Source organism: Pseudomonas sp. AC229, assembly GCF_979254655.1.
This window is the reverse complement of the sequence record NZ_CEEDHK010000002.1, coordinates 145147-160173: the sequence shown is the minus strand read 5'-3', so window position 1 is coordinate 160173 and position 15027 is coordinate 145147. Positions and strand designations below refer to the sequence as shown.

At 60.1% G+C, this 15027-nt stretch carries 11 protein-coding genes, 2 pseudogenes and 1 riboswitch; of the genes and pseudogenes, 6 read left to right on the top strand and 7 right to left on the bottom strand.

The window, feature by feature from the left end; genetic code table 11:
- Positions 1–272, top strand: a pseudogene (locus AC0IW7_RS03345) (phage infection protein); the annotation flags it as partial.
- A gap of 219 nt (positions 273–491) precedes the next feature.
- Here the strand turns inward: AC0IW7_RS03345 and AC0IW7_RS03340 are convergent.
- A complete protein-coding gene (locus AC0IW7_RS03340) occupies positions 492–1235 on the bottom strand; it encodes a methyl-accepting chemotaxis protein (protein ID WP_463561036.1) in 744 nt (247 codons plus the stop codon).
- 114 nt (positions 1236–1349) lie between these two features.
- Positions 1350–1550, bottom strand: a pseudogene (locus tag AC0IW7_RS03335) (HAMP domain-containing protein); the annotation flags it as partial.
- A 1251-nt stretch (positions 1551–2801) separates the two neighbouring features.
- Here AC0IW7_RS03335 and AC0IW7_RS03330 point away from each other — a divergent pair.
- Positions 2802–3620, top strand: a complete 819-nt coding sequence (locus tag AC0IW7_RS03330) for a M48 family metallopeptidase (RefSeq protein ID WP_122492856.1) — start codon at positions 2802–2804, stop codon at positions 3618–3620.
- Between the two features lie 112 nt (positions 3621–3732).
- On the opposite strand, the gene AC0IW7_RS03325 is transcribed toward AC0IW7_RS03330, so the two are convergent.
- From AC0IW7_RS03325 to AC0IW7_RS03310, 4 genes are all read right to left on the bottom strand, one after another.
- Positions 3733–4176, bottom strand: coding sequence for a ketosteroid isomerase-related protein (locus AC0IW7_RS03325; RefSeq protein WP_471815734.1), 444 nt, complete (start codon positions 4174–4176; stop codon positions 3733–3735).
- Positions 4177–4308: 132 nt separating this feature from the next.
- Positions 4309–4893 (bottom strand): TMEM165/GDT1 family protein, encoded by a 585-nt coding sequence (locus AC0IW7_RS03320; protein WP_122492854.1) that lies wholly within the window; start codon positions 4891–4893, stop codon positions 4309–4311.
- Positions 4894–4979: 86 nt separating this feature from the next.
- A riboswitch (yybP-ykoY riboswitch) is annotated at positions 4980–5113 on the bottom strand.
- A 36-nt stretch (positions 5114–5149) separates the two neighbouring features.
- Positions 5150–6148: a methyltransferase gene (locus tag AC0IW7_RS03315; RefSeq protein ID WP_471815732.1), complete on the bottom strand. Its 999-nt coding sequence runs from the start codon at positions 6146–6148 to the stop codon at positions 5150–5152.
- 41 nt (positions 6149–6189) lie between these two features.
- Positions 6190–7155 carry a 2-hydroxyacid dehydrogenase gene (locus tag AC0IW7_RS03310; protein ID WP_471815730.1) on the bottom strand — a complete coding sequence of 322 codons (966 nt, stop codon included), beginning with the start codon at positions 7153–7155 and terminating at the stop codon, positions 6190–6192.
- Between the two features lie 70 nt (positions 7156–7225).
- On the opposite strand from AC0IW7_RS03310, the gene AC0IW7_RS03305 reads away from it, so the two are divergent.
- Entirely contained in the window at positions 7226–7858 is a 633-nt protein-coding gene (locus tag AC0IW7_RS03305) for a LysE family translocator (protein ID WP_471815728.1), read from the top strand.
- Between the two features lie 128 nt (positions 7859–7986).
- On the opposite strand, the gene AC0IW7_RS03300 is transcribed toward AC0IW7_RS03305, so the two are convergent.
- Complete coding sequence (locus tag AC0IW7_RS03300; RefSeq protein WP_471815726.1) at positions 7987–9162, bottom strand: thiolase family protein; 1176 nt, start codon at positions 9160–9162, stop codon at positions 7987–7989.
- A 280-nt stretch (positions 9163–9442) separates the two neighbouring features.
- Here AC0IW7_RS03300 and AC0IW7_RS03295 point away from each other — a divergent pair, with 280 nt between their 5' ends.
- From AC0IW7_RS03295 to AC0IW7_RS03285, 3 genes are all read left to right on the top strand, one after another.
- Positions 9443–11125: a fatty acid--CoA ligase gene (locus AC0IW7_RS03295; RefSeq protein WP_471815724.1), complete on the top strand. Its 1683-nt coding sequence runs from the start codon at positions 9443–9445 to the stop codon at positions 11123–11125.
- A 232-nt stretch (positions 11126–11357) separates the two neighbouring features.
- Positions 11358–13259: a DUF1302 domain-containing protein gene (locus AC0IW7_RS03290; protein WP_471815722.1), complete on the top strand. Its 1902-nt coding sequence runs from the start codon at positions 11358–11360 to the stop codon at positions 13257–13259.
- A gap of 32 nt (positions 13260–13291) precedes the next feature.
- Positions 13292–14662 carry a DUF1329 domain-containing protein gene (locus AC0IW7_RS03285; protein ID WP_463551544.1) on the top strand — a complete coding sequence of 457 codons (1371 nt, stop codon included), beginning with the start codon at positions 13292–13294 and terminating at the stop codon, positions 14660–14662.
- Positions 14663–15027: the final 365 nt, after the last annotated feature.

The window sequence follows — 15027 nt, the reverse complement described above, 5'->3', positions numbered from 1 at the left end:
GTGGTTCCGACCGTACCGGCGCTAACCGTGTAGCTGAAGGCGGTGCTGACCGCACTGGCGCAAACCGTGTCGCTGAAGGTGGCGCTGATCGTACTGGCGCAAACCGCGTGGCTGAGGGCGGCGCTGATCGCACTGGCGCTAACCGCGTAGCTGAAGGTGGTGCTGACCGTACCGGCGCTAACCGCGTAGCTGAAGGTGGTGCAGACCGTACCGGTGCTAATCGCGTAGCCGAAGGTGGTGCTGATCGTGTAGGTGCTGGCCGGATCAGCTAACAACTGACGCAGTAAAAAACAAAGCCCGGCGGATGCCGGGCTTTTTGTTGTGTGGGATTAACCGGGATCGGGTGTTGGGGCCCGCCCTCTCCCCCGGCCCCTCTCCCGCAAGCGGGCGAGGGGTGACGTTTTCCGGATTGTCTGCGATCGGCCCCCTCTCCCGCGAGCGGGAGAGGGCTGGGGAGAGGGCTGCGATTAACGCCTCAAGCTCGGTTCCGCCTACACCCGAAACTGATTAATCAGCCGCCGCTGCTGCTCAGCCAATTTGGTCAATTCCGCGCTCGCCTTGCTGGCCTCATCCGCACCACCGGCCACCTCGGCCGCCACCTGGCCGATGTTGGTGACGTTGCGGTTGATGTCTTCGGCCACCGCGCTTTGCTCTTCGGCGGCGCTGGCGATCTGGGTGTTCATGTCGTTAATCACCGACACCGCTTCAGTGATCGCATCCAGGGCGCCGGCGGCCTGGGCGGCGTGCTTAACGCTCTCGTCGGTTTTGCCTTGGCTGTCTTCCATGACCTTCACCACTTCACGGGTGCCGTGCTGCAGTTGCTGGATCATGGCCTGGATTTCTTCGGTGGCCTGCTGGGTTTTCTGCGCCAGGTTGCGCACTTCGTCCGCTACTACGGCAAAACCGCGGCCCTGTTCGCCGGCCCGCGCTGCTTCGATGGCCGCGTTCAAGGCGAGCAGGTTGGTCTGCTCGGCAATGCCGCGAATGGCGGTGAGGATGGCGTTGATGTTTTCGCTGTCTTTGGCCAGGTTCTGAACCACCGACACGGCGCGACCGATTTCGGTGGCGAGCGAGGCGATGGCCTGCGAGGTGTTGTTGACGATGCGTTTGCCTTCATTGGCTGAGCGGTCGGCGGCGTTGGCAGACTCGGCCGCCAGGGTGGCGTTACGCGCGACGTCCTGGGCAGTGGCGGTCATCTCGTGTACGGCGGTGGCTACTTGGTCGATCTCGGTCATTTGTCGCTGCACGCCCTGGTTGGTGCGGATGGCGATGTCGGCGGTGTTCTCCGAAGAGTCGCTGACTTTCTGCACCGAGCCCACCACGTCGCGAATCATGTTCTGCAGCTTGTTTAGGAATGTGTTGAAGCCGTTGGCGATTTGGCCCAGCTCGTCGGCACGGTCCACGTGCAGGCGCTTGGTCAGGTCGCCGTCGCCTTTGGCGATGTCGTCCAGCATCACCACCATCTGTTTCAGCGGGCGGGCAATGCCGTAACCCACAAACCAGATCACCAACAGGCCGATGCCGGCAATCACCAGGCCCACGAGGGTCATGCCGAGGGTGTCGGTTTGGCGTTGGTCGTTGAGTTTCTGATGCAGAGCGTTGAGTTCGGCATACACGGCTTTTTCCGGTACTTGCAGCACGAGGGTCCAGCGGCTGCCGGTTTCGGCGATGTTGAATGGCATCAACAATTGCAGCTCGCCGGTGTCTTTGTTGGTGCTGAAGGTCGCCTGGCCCAGCGGCAGCGATTTTACGTCGCCAATGCCCGGCAGCACTTCGGTGCTTGGCGCGCCGAGTTTGCTGGGGTCTTTGGTGTAGGCAACGATGCGGCCGTTGTTGGAAATCAGGCCCAGCTCACCGGCGCCGTCGTAAAGCTTGGCGTCTTCGGTTTTAAGCAGTTCCTGAATGAAGTCGACGGTGAGGTCGGCACCGACGATGCCTTTGAATTCGCCCTTGGCCAGAATCGGCACGTTGAACGAGGCGAGCATGACCATCTTGCCGCCCATTTCGTAGGGAGCCGGATCGATCAGGCAGGTGCGCTTGGTTTCGCGCGGGCAGAGGTAATACTCGCCGGCACGCACGCCGGTGGGCAGCAGCTTGCTGCTTTCGATATCCGGGCCGAGGGTGTCGAGGGTCAGGCTGCCGTCCTCTTTGCGGTACCACCACGGAATAAAACGCCCGATGTCGCTGGCGCCCTTGGCGGTCTGCCCGGCGTAGGCGGCGTCATTGCCGTCAAACGCGCCAGGCTCCCAGCCGATATAGGCATCGACCAGTTTCGGATTCTTTTGCAGGGCGTCGTGCAGCACGTTGAGTAATTCTTCCCGCGACAGGCTCACCGCCGGCGCGCCGCTGCTGTCGGTCTCGCCCACCAGAGCATTGGTTTGCGCGACGCCGGCGGCGATGACCAAGGGATATTCCAGCTCACGCAAAATTTGACTGACCTGCGCCTGGGCCAGTGTGGTCAGACGCTGGTGAATCATTTCTTCAAGCAGCGACTGGGTGCTGGTTTTCACCATGTCCTGGGTGCGCGCACCGGCGAATAGGGAATACAGCACCAGCGCGGCCACGACCGCCAGCACGCTGGCACCGGCCAACAAGGCCACAGAGAACTGGATGGATTTCAAACGCATGAACACCCCCACATCGGACTTTGTTGGCAACCTGTCCCTGGCGTATCGGCCGCCTGCTGCGAAAGCATGAGCGGCGGACATGTGTAGCAAAGATGGCCGATTGCCAGAGCGCAAGTGTGGTTGTTCTGCAAAGGTGGGCGCACTAGCATACGAACCCGTTTATGGAGGACCGGTATGAAGCACTCTTTTCGTTTGACGGTAGTGGCCGCAGGCCTGCTACTGAGCGCCTGTCAGGCGGTCAACACCACCAGCGGCGACTCTGTTGGAGTGGGACGCAAGCAGTACATGTTCAGCATGCTGTCGACCCAAGAGGTCAACCAGATGTATGCGCAGTCGTATCAGCAAACCCTTAGCGAGGCCAAAGGCAAAGGCCAGCTGGACAAGACCAGCGCCAACGCCAAACGCGTTGACGCAGTGGCCAAACGGCTGATTGCCCAGGCGCCAAAGCTGCGCCCGGATTCGGCGCAGTGGGCGTGGGAAGTGAACCTGGTCGACAGCGAAGAGCTCAACGCCAACTGCGGCCCTGGCGGCAAGATCATTGTGTACAGCGGCCTGATCGACCAACTGAAACTCACCGATGACGAGCTGGCCGCCGTCATGGGCCACGAAATTGCCCACGCCTTGCGCGAGCATGGCCGCGAGGCCATGTCCAAGGCCTACGGCATGGAAATCGCCAAGCAAGGGGCCGGCGCATTGCTGGGGCTGGGCGAAGATTCGATGGCCTTGGCCGACACGGTGGTGGAATACAGCCTGACGCTGCCCAACAGCCGCGAGAACGAAAACGAAGCTGACCTGATCGGCCTCGAACTGTCCGCCCGCGCCGGTTACAACCCCAATGCAGCGGTAACCCTGTGGCAGAAAATGAGCCAGGCCAGCGAAGGTTCGCCGCCTGAGTTCATGAGCACGCACCCGGCCAGCAGCAGCCGCATCGCCTCGTTGCAGGCGGCGATTCCGAAAGTTGAGCCGTTGTATCAGCAAGCCAAACCGAAGTAATAAAACTGTGGGAGCGGGTGTGCGGCAGTCGGTTGGCCGCGCTTGGTCAGGCTTAGAAACGGCGACAGGCCTATCGCGGCTAAAGCCGCTCCCACAGCTTCTTTGTATTCGTTTAGGGCAACGCCACTTCCGCGAACGGTCGGGTCACCAAGCCCAGCTGTGAGCGGAAGCTTTCCATGTCGAAGATGGTGCACAGTTCTTCGATTTCCCCGCCGCAGGTCAGCGTCCAGCAGGCCATCGCCGAAATGCTCAGCACCTTGTCGCTGGCAGGATAGCCCAGGGTAGGTTTTTCCAGAGTGCCGATCAGGGTGCTCCACGTGAACACCTTATTGCCCTCGGCCAACATTTCTTCGACCACCACAACCAAGTCGGGCATGGCGCTGCGGATGTCGACGACCATATGGCCAAAGGCTTCGCTGTCGAGCGGGCGCCCAACGAACGAACTTTTGTAGATAAAGCTTTTACTGTGCAGTTGTTCAGCGAGAGCGACTCGACCTTTATTCCATGACAGGTCGATGTGGTGGCGGACCAGCTTTTTCATATCATCCAATGACATAGCGGCGCTCGGCAGGGTGGGCTAAGAGGGCTTCCTTTAACCAGAAGCAAGCCTAGCGGACTCTGCCTGGCGCCGCCGTGAATCGGCATTGGCCGAAACGCCAGTAACCTGGCGTCAGATAAGTGCTGCGGGTTAAACCATGCCGCTCGCTTGCAGCGCTTTGTAGATCGCGATGCCCGCCAGAATGAAGAACGCACCGGCTGCCAAACGGCGAATCAAGGTGAGCGGAAGCTTGTCGGCAGCGAAATTGCCGGCCAATACCACTGGCACGTTTGCCAGCAACATGCCAACCGTGGTGCCGATAATGACGAGCCAGAGCTCGGGATATTGCGCGGCGAGCATCACGGTGGCGATCTGGGTCTTGTCGCCAATTTCCGCCAGGAAGAAAGCAATCAGCGTGGTCAGGAACGGACCGAAGCTACGGGCCGTAGTCGTTTCGTCGTCATCGATTTTATCCGGCACTAAGGTCCACAACGCGGTGGCGGCAAAGCTCACCGCCAGAATCCAGTGCAACACCACATCGGAGAAAAATCCGCTGACCCATGCGCCCACCGCGCCGGCCGCCGCATGGTTGGCGAGGGTGGCCACGACAATGCCGGCGATGATCGGCCAGGGTTTACGAAACCGCGCCGCCAAAATAAGGGCGAGCAGCTGGGTTTTGTCGCCAATTTCAGCCAAGGCGACAATACCGGTTGGAACGAGAAGGGAATCAAGCATCAGGCTTCCTCAGGGGCGGGTAGACACGGCTATGACACGTACTTCTTCCCGCCCCGGGTAAGGAGTTACGTGTCATAGGTCTTGTCAAACCCCTGGGTCCGTCTAGGCGGACCTTGGGTCGCACGCGCCATGCTCTGAGGAGCAAGTATGTTGACGCGTGCCGGGCGAAGCGCTGGCAATTGCAGTGCTTGCGGGAGACTACTCCCCTAGGACGGAGCGGATTCTGCCCGAGGACGCTGTAAGCGGCAAGCCAAAGTTAATGCCGTTTGGCTCGGTAAACGCGAAAACCCTGACCTTCGCCCAGCGTGGCGCACGGCCCCAGATGCTGTTCGATGAGCGGCGGATATTTCAGAAAACTGTTGGCCACCAGGCGCAGTTCACCTTTGTGCTCCAGGTGTTTTACCGCCTTGCGCAACAGCTCTTCCGTGGCGCGGTAATGGGTATGCACGCCTTCGTGGAAAGGGGGATTGGTCAGAATGGCCATCAGGTTTTTCGGCGCGGCATCAATGCCATCGCCGGTGATCACATCCGCTTCAAGGCCGTTGGCCGCCAGGGTTAACCGACTGCTTGCCGCCGCGAATGCATCGACATCCAACAACGTGACCGAACTCTCTGGATAACGCCGTTTCAGCACTGCGCCCACCACGCCGGCGCCGCAGCCGAAGTCGAGCATGTGCCCGCTCGGCAGCTTGTCCACGTGCTGTAGAAACAGCGCGGTGCCGCGATCCAAACGGCCGTGACTGAATACGCCCGGCAAGCTGAGAATGGTCAGCGGGCCGTCGTCGAGTTCCAGTTCATAGCGCTGCGCCAGGGCGTTTAGATCCGGTGCGGCCGGTGCGTTTTCCACCGTCACTTGCCACAGCTGACAATGCCGCGCGCTGTCGAGTTTGCGCGGACTGCCAAAGGGTTGCAGTTGCTTGGCCGCACGTTCGATGCCGGCGCGTTTTTCTCCCACCAGAAACAGCTCACGACCGGCCAGGCGCGATGCGAGCACCGTCAGCAGGTAGTCGGTCAATTCACGCGATTTGGGCAAAAACACCACGGCGGCATCAAACGTACGCTCACCCGGTTCCACGCCGAAATGGCAGCGCTGCGCGAAGCGCTCGCTCAGGTTGTTGTGGTCGCCGGCATGCCAGCTCCAGCCGTGTGCAGCAGGCAGTTCGCCGAGCAAACCGTCAGCCGGCAAACCCGCCAACAGCACGTTACCGGTGAACAGTTCGGGCTGACGCAGCAGCACTTCGCTTCGCGGGTCCATGGGCGTCTCCTTGAGTGGGGCCTGGCAAAAAGCCGGGCAGCTTAGCCGACCTGTCGTTTCGGCGCACCGAGGAAAAATGCCTCGGCGTTTTCGCTTAGTTGGCCAACGATGCGCTGGCGCGCTTCGCGGCTTCCCCACGCGCTGTGGGGCGTGACGATCAGCCGTGGAATGTCGTTCGCCAGCAACGGATTGCCAGCGCTTGGCGGTTCCTGGCTCAGCACATCCGTGGCCGCGCCGCCGAGATGACCCCGGCGCAACGCATCGGCCAGTGCATGTTCATTGACCAGGCCACCACGGGCGGTGTTCAGCAAAAATGCGCTGGGCTTCATGAGCGCCAGCTGCGGCGCGTCGATCAGGTTGCGGGTGTGTTCGTTGAGTGGGCAGTGCAGGGTCAGCGCGTCGACTTGCGGCAGCAAGTGTTCCAGCGGCAGGCGATCGTCTCGGGCCGGTCGTCCCGGCAATTGCCCCAGCAACACGCGCATGCCGAACGCCTCGGCCAGCTTCGCTACTGCGCTGCCCAGTTCGCCGTGGCCGAGCAGGCCGAGGGTTTTGCCTTCCAGTTCGACGATGGGGAAATCCAGCAGGCAGAACTGCTTGGCTTGCTGCCATTTGCCGTCGCGAATGGCCTGTTGGTAATCGGGTAAACGCGTCGCCAAAGCCAGCAGCAACATCAAGGTGTGTTGGGCCACCGAAGGCGTGCCGTAACCCTGACAGTTGCACACCACAACGCCGTGTTCACGGGCGGCAGCGAGGTCGACATTGTTGGTGCCGGTGGCGGCCACCAACACCAGTTTCAGCGCCGGGCAAGCGGCGAACGTTTCAGCGGTGAGAGGGGCTTTGTTGGTGATCACCACCTCGGCGTTTTGCGCGCGTTCGGCCACTTGCTCGGGCGTGCTGCTGGCATGCAGCGTCAGCTCGCCGAAGGCGGCGCGCAGGGGAGCGAAGTCGAGGTCGCCGAGGTCGAGGGAGTCGTGATCGAGAAACACGGCGCGGCTGCGGCTGGTCATCAGCTGTACCTTTTTTGCGGTCGGGGGAGGGCGTATCGTGGCCAGCCTAACAGACTGCGGAGCGCCACTTATGTACTGGACGGAGTTTCTAACCGTTGCCCTGATTCACCTGTTGGCAGTGGCCAGCCCCGGCCCGGATTTCGCCGTGGTGGTGCGCGAAAGCGTGGCCAACGGGCGACGCGCCGGCACCTGGACCGCACTCGGTGTGGGCTGTGCAATCTTCCTGCACGTTACCTATTCGCTGCTGGGCATCGGCCTGATCGTGTCGCAGTCGATTGTGCTGTTCAGTGCGCTGAAATGGCTGGCGGCGGCCTACCTGATTTACATCGGCATCAAGGCCCTTCGCGCGCAACCGGCGCCTGCCGGCGATGAGCAACAGTTGCAGGTGGAGCCGGTACAGCGCAGCGCCCGCAGTGCGTTTGTCAGCGGCTTTGTCACTAACGGCTTGAACCCCAAAGCCACGCTGTTTTTCCTCTCGCTGTTCACCGTCGTCATCAATCCGCATACGCCGTTGCCGGTGCAGGCGGGCTACGGTGTGTACCTGGCCGCCGCGACGGCTACGTGGTTTTGCATGGTGGCGTGGTTGTTTAGCCAGGAGCGTGTGCGCGCTGGTTTTTCGCGCATGGGACATTGGTTTGATCGGGCGATGGGTGTGGTGTTGGTGGGGTTGGGGGTGAAGGTGGCGCTGGCGCGGATGCCGTAAGCACGCGTTGCACATGTAGGAGCGAGCTTGCTCGCGAATGCCGTTTGCAGGGTTCGCGAGCAAGCTCGCTCCTACAGTGAAAAAAAAGCCCGGCATCAGAGCCGGGCTTTTGCGTTTCTGGCAATTGCTTAAACCAACTCAACCGCCACTGCCGTCGCTTCTCCACCGCCGATGCACAACGACGCCACACCACGTTTGCCGCCGGTGTTTTTCAGGGCGTTGATCAAGGTGAGGATGATGCGCGAGCCCGTCGAGCCGACAGGGTGGCCCTGGGCGCAGGCGCCGCCGTAGACGTTGACCTTGGCGTGGTCCAGACCGTGTTCACGCATGGCGAGCATGGTGACCATGGCGAAGGCCTCGTTGATTTCAAACAGGTCGACGTCGTCTTTGTTCCAGCCGGTTTTGGCGAACAGATTGCTCATGGCGCCGATGGGCGCGATGGTGAATTCGCTGGGGTCTTGGCTCTGGGTGGCGTGACCGACGATTTTTGCCAGCGGCTTCAAACCACGACGCGCAGCTTCTTCGGCAGTCATCAGCACCAGCGCGCTGGCACCGTCGGAAATCGAGCTGGCGTTGGCGGCGGTGATGGTGCCGTCTTTGCGGAACGCCGGTTTCAGGCCGGGAATTTTTTCCAGGTTGGCATTCAGCGGCTGCTCGTCGTCTTTCACCACGACCTCGCCTTTGCGGCTGGTGACAGTGACCGGAACGATTTCAGCGGCCAGCGAGCCGTCGGCAATCGCTTTCTGTGCGCGCTTGAGCGACTCGATGGCGTAGGCGTCCATCTCTTCGCGACCGATGCCGTATTTGTCGGCGGTTTCCTGAGCGAACGACCCCATCAAGCGTCCGGTGCGGGCGTCTTCCAGGCCGTCGAGGAACATGTGGTCTTTCACCTCACCGTGGCCCATGCGCAGGCCGGAGCGGGCTTTTTCCAGAATGTAAGGCGCGTTCGACATGCTTTCCATGCCGCCCGCCACCATCACGGTGTTGGTGCCCGCTTTGAGCAGGTCATGAGCGAGCATCACGGCTTTCATGCCGGAGCCACAGAGCTTATTGATAGTGGTGCAACCGGTGGCGGCGGGCAGGCCGGCATTCAGCGAGGCTTGGCGCGCCGGGCCTTGCTTGAGGCCGGCGGGCAATACGCAGCCCATGATCACTTCCTGCACATCGGCGGCTTCGATGCCGGCGCGTTGCACCGCTTCACGAATGGCCAGGGCGCCGAGGTCGACGGCCGGAACGCTGGACAGGCTGCCCTGGAAACCACCCATGGGGGTGCGGGCGCCACTGACGATAACGATGTCTGACATGTGAGCTGCTCTCTCTTTCTCTTGTTCTAGTGAAACATCCGGTGTGGCCGTCGGAGACTGGCCGATGGAGCCGATTCTACCTCGTGACTAAAAGTGGCCAAAGAGTCACGTGGAAATCATTCTTTTGACTGATTTATGCCTAGCGCAGCGGCTCTAGAGTGCGCCATACAAGAAAACGTGAAACGTCGCGACCGAGCCCGCAGGTCCCTGAAACTTGGGCGAATCGCCCGGTCCGGCGCAGGTGTTTCACTCCATTAGGCCGTGTGCATAGGTGTTTTCCATGCTGCAAACCCGCGTAATCCAACCCGCCGACAACGCGTACCAAGCGCCGCTACTGATCAAACGCTTGCTGCTGTCGGGCAGTCGCTACGAGAAAACCCGGGAAATCGTTTACCGCGACCTGGTGCGTTACAGCTACCTCACCTTCAACGAGCGCGTCGCCCGTCTGGCCAACGTGCTCACCAATGCCGGCGTGAAAGCCGGTGACACCGTGGCCGTGATGGACTGGGACAGCCACCGTTACCTGGAATGCATGTTCGCTGTGCCGATGATCGGCGCCGTGCTGCACACCATCAATATCCGCCTGTCTCCCGAGCAGATTCTCTACACCATGAACCACGCCGACGACCGCTTTGTGCTGGTCAACAGCGAGTTCCTGCCGATCTACCAAGGCATCGCCGGCGCCCTCACCACGGTTGAAAAAACCATCCTGCTCACCGACGGCGCTGACAAAACGGCCGACCTGCCCGGTCTGGTCGGTGAGTACGAAGCACTGCTGCAAGCCGCCAGCGCGCAGTACGACTTCCCCGACTTCGATGAAAACTCAGTCGCCACCACCTTTTATACGACCGGCACCACCGGCAATCCCAAGGGCGTGTACTTCACCCATCGCCAACTGGTGCTGCACACCATGGGCATGGCCAGCATGATGGGCGCCGTGCACACGCCGCGGCTGATGGCCAACGATGATGTGTACATGCCCATCACCCCCATGTTCCACGTTCATGCCTGGGGCGTGCCGTATGTGGCGACCATGCTCGGGATCAAACAGGTGTATCCGGGCCGTTACGACCCCGAACTCTTGGTGGGTTTGTGGAAGAAAGAGAAGGTCACCTTCTCCCACTGCGTGCCAACCATTCTGCAAATGGTGATGAACGCCAAAGCCGCGCAAGACGTGGACTTCAAAGGCTGGAAAATCATCATCGGCGGCAGCTCGCTGAACCGCTCGCTGTATGAAGCCGCGAAGGCGCGCGGCATTCATCTGACCGCTGCTTACGGCATGTCCGAAACCTGCCCGATGATTTCCTGCGCCCACATGAACGACGAGCTGCTGGCCGGCAGCGAAGATGAACGCACCACCTACCGAATCAAAGCCGGCGTGCCGGTGCCGCTGGTGGAAGCGGCCGTCATCGACGCCGATGGCAACTTCCTGCCCGCCGATGGCGAGTCGCAAGGCGAGCTGGTGCTGCGCGCGCCATGGCTAACCCAGGGTTATTACCTGGAACCACAGAAGAGCGAAGAACTGTGGGAAGGCGGCTGGCTGCACACCGGCGACGTGGCCACGCTCGACAACATGGGCTTTATCGATATTCGCGACCGTATCAAAGATGTGATCAAAACCGGCGGCGAATGGATTTCCTCGCTGGAGCTGGAAGACCTCGTCAGCCGTCACCCCGGCGTGCGCGAAGTAGCGGTGGTGGGAATTCCCGACCCGCAGTGGGGTGAGCGCCCCTTTGCCCTGTTGGTTGCGCGCGACGGTCATACGCTGGACGCGAAAAGCCTGAAGGAACACCTCAAGCCATTCGTGGAACAAGGGCTGCTGAGCAAGTGGGCGATTCCCTCGCAAATTGCGCTTGTTACCGAAATTCCCAAAACCAGCGTCGGCAAGCTGGACAAGAAACGTATCCGCCTGGATATCGCCCAATGGCAGGAAGCCGGCAGCGCATTTTTGTCCACCGTTTGACTGTATCGGGCCGCACACACAGCGTGCGGCCCGCCTCCCAAGCAAGCGCTTGGCCCCTCCGGCGCTGGCTTTGCGCCACATCCCACCCTCTGTCACCCCTCTAAAACCGCCGAAACCTGCATTCCAGAGTGCTTGGCGCGTTCAAATCACACTTTAGATGGATCATTGCGTACGACCTTGTGGCTATAGTCGCTGCCATCTATAACAAAAAAACAAACATGGAGTAGCGTCGATGACAACAACAAGAACGTTCTGGCGCCGGGCAAAACTGCCACTGGCCGTCAGCCTCGCCACCACCCTCGCCACACCTGCTTTTGCTGTGACCTTTAACGTTGGCGAAATCGAGGGTTCGTTCGACTCGTCGCTGTCGGTAGGCGCGAGCTGGTCGACCCAGAGTCCAGACAGCGATCTGATCGGCGTTAACAACGGCGGTTCTGGTCTCTCGCAAACCTCTGATGACTCGCACCTGAACTTTAAGAGCGGCGAAACCTTCTCGAAGATATTCAAAGGTATTCACGACCTCGAACTGAAATACGGCGATACCGGCGTATTCGTTCGCGGTAAGTATTGGTATGACTTTGAACTGAAGGACGAGGACCGCGAGTTCAAGCAGATCTCCGATCACAATCGCAAGGAAGGCGCTCAGGCCTCCGGCGCGCAAATTCTCGATGCGTTCGTCTATCACAATTACCAGATCGCTGATCAGCCAGGCTCTGTGCGCCTCGGTAAACAGGTCGTGAGCTGGGGTGAAAGTACCTTTATTCAGAACGGGATCAACTCGATCAACCCGGTCGACGTCTCTGCCTTCCGCCGTCCAGGCGCAGAAGTGAAAGAGGGCCTGATCCCGGTAAATATGTTCTTCGTTCAGCAGAGCCTGACGGAGAACCTTTCGGCTGAGGCGTTCTATCAGCTGGAATGGGACCAGACTGTTACTGATAACTGCGGAACGTTTTTCGCCCAGCCCGATATCGTGGCCGATGGCTGCGAAGGCAACCTGCGCGTTCTTAACTCAGTCAGCACATTGCCAGCTGCCGCCTTGCCAGCACTGGCCGCGCGTGGAGTCGATGCAAATAGCGAGGGTGTATTGGTACGCCGCAGTGGTGACCGGGACGCTAGAGACGGCGGTCAATGGGGTACAGCATTCCGTTACTTCGCGGACGAGCTCGATACCGAGTTCGGTCTCTATTTCATGAACTATCACAGCCGTGCGCCGATCTTCAGCGCAACCGGTGCGCCAGCCAGTGCTTACGCTTCTTTTGGTCCAGGCGGCGCATTCACTCCGCTCGTAGTTGCGGGTAACTCCAGTTACTTCCTCGAGTATCCAGAGGACATTCGTCTGTACGGTTTGAGCTTCTCGACCACTCTGCCTACAGGGACGGCGTGGAGCGGTGAAGTGAGCTATCGCCCGAATGCGCCGGTTCAACTGAACTCGACGGACATCCTTTATTCCGGTCTGACTCCACTGCCAGGCTTCAGCAATGTGTCGCTGTTGGGCGGCGTTCCTGGTCAGGATCAACACGGTTACCGTCGTAAGGAAATCACCCAGTTCCAAACTACTTTCACGCACTTCTTTGACCAAGTCATGGCCGCCGAGCGCGTAACAGTAGTGGGCGAAGTAGGTGTCACTCACGTTGGTGGCCTTGAAAGCACGTCTGATGTTCGCTACGGCCGTGACCCGATTTACGGACCAGGCGATCTGCCAGGCACACGTCCGAACACCGGCGGTGCAAGCTTCCCGGCCAGTGCAGCCAGTCCGGCTTGCGTGGCGTTGAACCGAGGCACCATCAATGGCGCTGGCGCCGGTGCAGACAGAAGCAACGTCAGCTCCGACTGTAATAGCGACGGTTACACCACTGCCACTTCCTGGGGCTACCGTGCCCGGGTTATCTGGGATTACAACAGCGTATTCGCCGGGGTCAACCTGAAGCCAAACGTTGCCTGGTCTCACGATGTTCATGGCTATGGCCCGAACAGCACCTTTAACGAAGGCAGCAAAGCCATCAGCCTTGGTCTGGACGCCGAATACCAGAACACCTACACCGCCAGCCTTAACTACACCAATTTCTTCGGTGGCGACTACAACACCCTGGTAGACCGCGACTTCGCCGCGCTCAGCTTCGGCGTGAACTTCTAAGCAGACAAAGAACTTTGAGGAAGACGATGACTATGAAAATAACAAAGAGTCTGCTCAACACCGGCGCTGCACTGGCGCTGTCGATGTTGGCTACTAGCGTAATGGCCGCTGTTTCGGCCGAAGAAGCTGCCAAGCTCGGTACTACTCTCACGCCGCTGGGCGCGGAAATGGCCGGCAACGCTGACGGCACTATTCCGGCCTGGACTGGCGGTTTGCCGAAAAACGCCGGCACTGTCGATGCCAAAGGATTTATCAGCGACCCGTTCGCCAGTGAAAAGCCGCTGTTCACCATCACCGCGCAAAATGTTGAGCAGTACAAAGCCAAGCTCACCCCTGGCCAGTACGCGATGTTCAAACGCTATCCGGAAACCTACAAGATTCCGGTGTACACCACGCACCGTACCGCTACCGTTCCTGCTGACGTGCAGGAAGCGGCGAAGAAAAACGCCGTTAACACCAAGCTGGTTCAGGGTGGCAACGGCCTGGAGAACTTCACCACTGCGTACCCGTTCCCGATTCCGAAGGACGGTGCCGAAGCGATATGGAACCAAATCACCCGTTATCGCGGCGGTAGCCTGCGTCGTCTGGTAACCCAGGCCACGCCTCAGGCCAACGGTTCCTACTCGCTGGTGTACTTCCAGGATCAGTTCACCTTCCGCGCCAACCTGACCGACTACGACGCCAGCAAGCCAAGCAACATCCTGTTCTACTTCAAGCAACAGGTAACGGCGCCGTCGCGTCTGGCCGGTAACGTATTGCTGGTGCACGAAACCCTCGATCAGGTTAAAGAGCCGCGCCTGGCGTGGATCTACAACGCCGGTCAGCGCCGTGTTCGCCGCGCTCCGCAAGTGTCGTATGACGGTCCAGGTACCGCCGCCGACGGCCTGCGTACCTCGGACAACTTCGACATGTACAACGGCGCGCCAGATCGTTACGACTGGAAGCTGGAAGGCAAGAAAGAAATCTACATTCCGTACAACAACTACCGCCTCGATTCGCCGAACCTGAAGTACGCCGACATCATCAAGGCCGGTCACATCAACCAGGACCTGACCCGTTACGAGCTGCACCGCGTCTGGCACGTAGTGGGCACGCTGAAAGCCGGCGAGCGCCACATCTACGCCAAGCGTGACTTCTACCTCGACGAAGATACCTGGCAGGTATCCGAAGGCGACCACTACGACGGTCGTGGCACCCTGTGGCGTGTAGCGGAAGCTCATGCCGAGTACTACTACGACAAGCAAGTGCCGTGGTACACCCTGGAAACCCTATACGACCTGTTGTCTGGCCGTTACATCGCTCTGGGTATGAAGAACGAAGAGAAACAAGCGTACGACTTCGACTTCAAAGCATCCGAGTCGGATTACACGCCAGCAGCCCTGCGCCAGTCCGGCGTTCGGTAAGCGTAGCGCCATAAAAGAACCGGCCTCCTGGCCGGTTTTTTTATGGCTGAGCGATCGGCTGCGCGTCGGCGATGCGGCGTTGCGTCCTCGCTTTAGATGCTCACGTACTGCAGTACGCTCCGCTCTAAAGCTGCGGGGCGCCTTGCCTCGCCTTAGCTCGCTCGATCTCGGTCTTCGTCGCGGTCGAAAAGCAAAAGCATCGAGGCTAAAGCCTCTCCCACAGGGACCGAGTTTTTTGTAGGAGCGGCTTTAGCCGCGATGCTTTGGATTTGGCGCGTCGGCGATGCTGCGTTGCGTCCTCGCTTTAGATGCTCACGTACTGCAGTACGCTCCGCTCTAAAGCTGCGGGGCGCCTTGCCTCGCCT

Excerpts from the sequence above, each read along its gene's own strand:
- AC0IW7_RS03300 (WP_471815726.1), bottom strand. The coding sequence starts at position 9,162 with ATGTCAGACATCGTTATCGTCAGTGGCGCCCGCACCCCCATGGGTGGT.
- AC0IW7_RS03295 (WP_471815724.1), top strand. The coding sequence starts at position 9,443 with ATGCTGCAAACCCGCGTAATCCAACCCGCCGACAACGCGTACCAAGCG.
- AC0IW7_RS03325 (WP_471815734.1), bottom strand. The coding sequence starts at position 4,176 with ATGTCATTGGATGATATGAAAAAGCTGGTCCGCCACCACATCGACCTG.
- AC0IW7_RS03285 (WP_463551544.1), top strand. The coding sequence starts at position 13,292 with ATGAAAATAACAAAGAGTCTGCTCAACACCGGCGCTGCACTGGCGCTG.
- AC0IW7_RS03290 (WP_471815722.1), top strand. The coding sequence starts at position 11,358 with ATGACAACAACAAGAACGTTCTGGCGCCGGGCAAAACTGCCACTGGCC.
- AC0IW7_RS03310 (WP_471815730.1), bottom strand. The coding sequence starts at position 7,155 with ATGACCAGCCGCAGCCGCGCCGTGTTTCTCGATCACGACTCCCTCGAC.
- AC0IW7_RS03330 (WP_122492856.1), top strand. The coding sequence starts at position 2,802 with ATGAAGCACTCTTTTCGTTTGACGGTAGTGGCCGCAGGCCTGCTACTG.
- AC0IW7_RS03305 (WP_471815728.1), top strand. The coding sequence starts at position 7,226 with ATGTACTGGACGGAGTTTCTAACCGTTGCCCTGATTCACCTGTTGGCA.
- AC0IW7_RS03340 (WP_463561036.1), bottom strand. The coding sequence starts at position 1,235 with ATGACCGAGATCGACCAAGTAGCCACCGCCGTACACGAGATGACCGCC.
- AC0IW7_RS03320 (WP_122492854.1), bottom strand. The coding sequence starts at position 4,893 with ATGCTTGATTCCCTTCTCGTTCCAACCGGTATTGTCGCCTTGGCTGAA.
- AC0IW7_RS03315 (WP_471815732.1), bottom strand. The coding sequence starts at position 6,148 with ATGGACCCGCGAAGCGAAGTGCTGCTGCGTCAGCCCGAACTGTTCACC.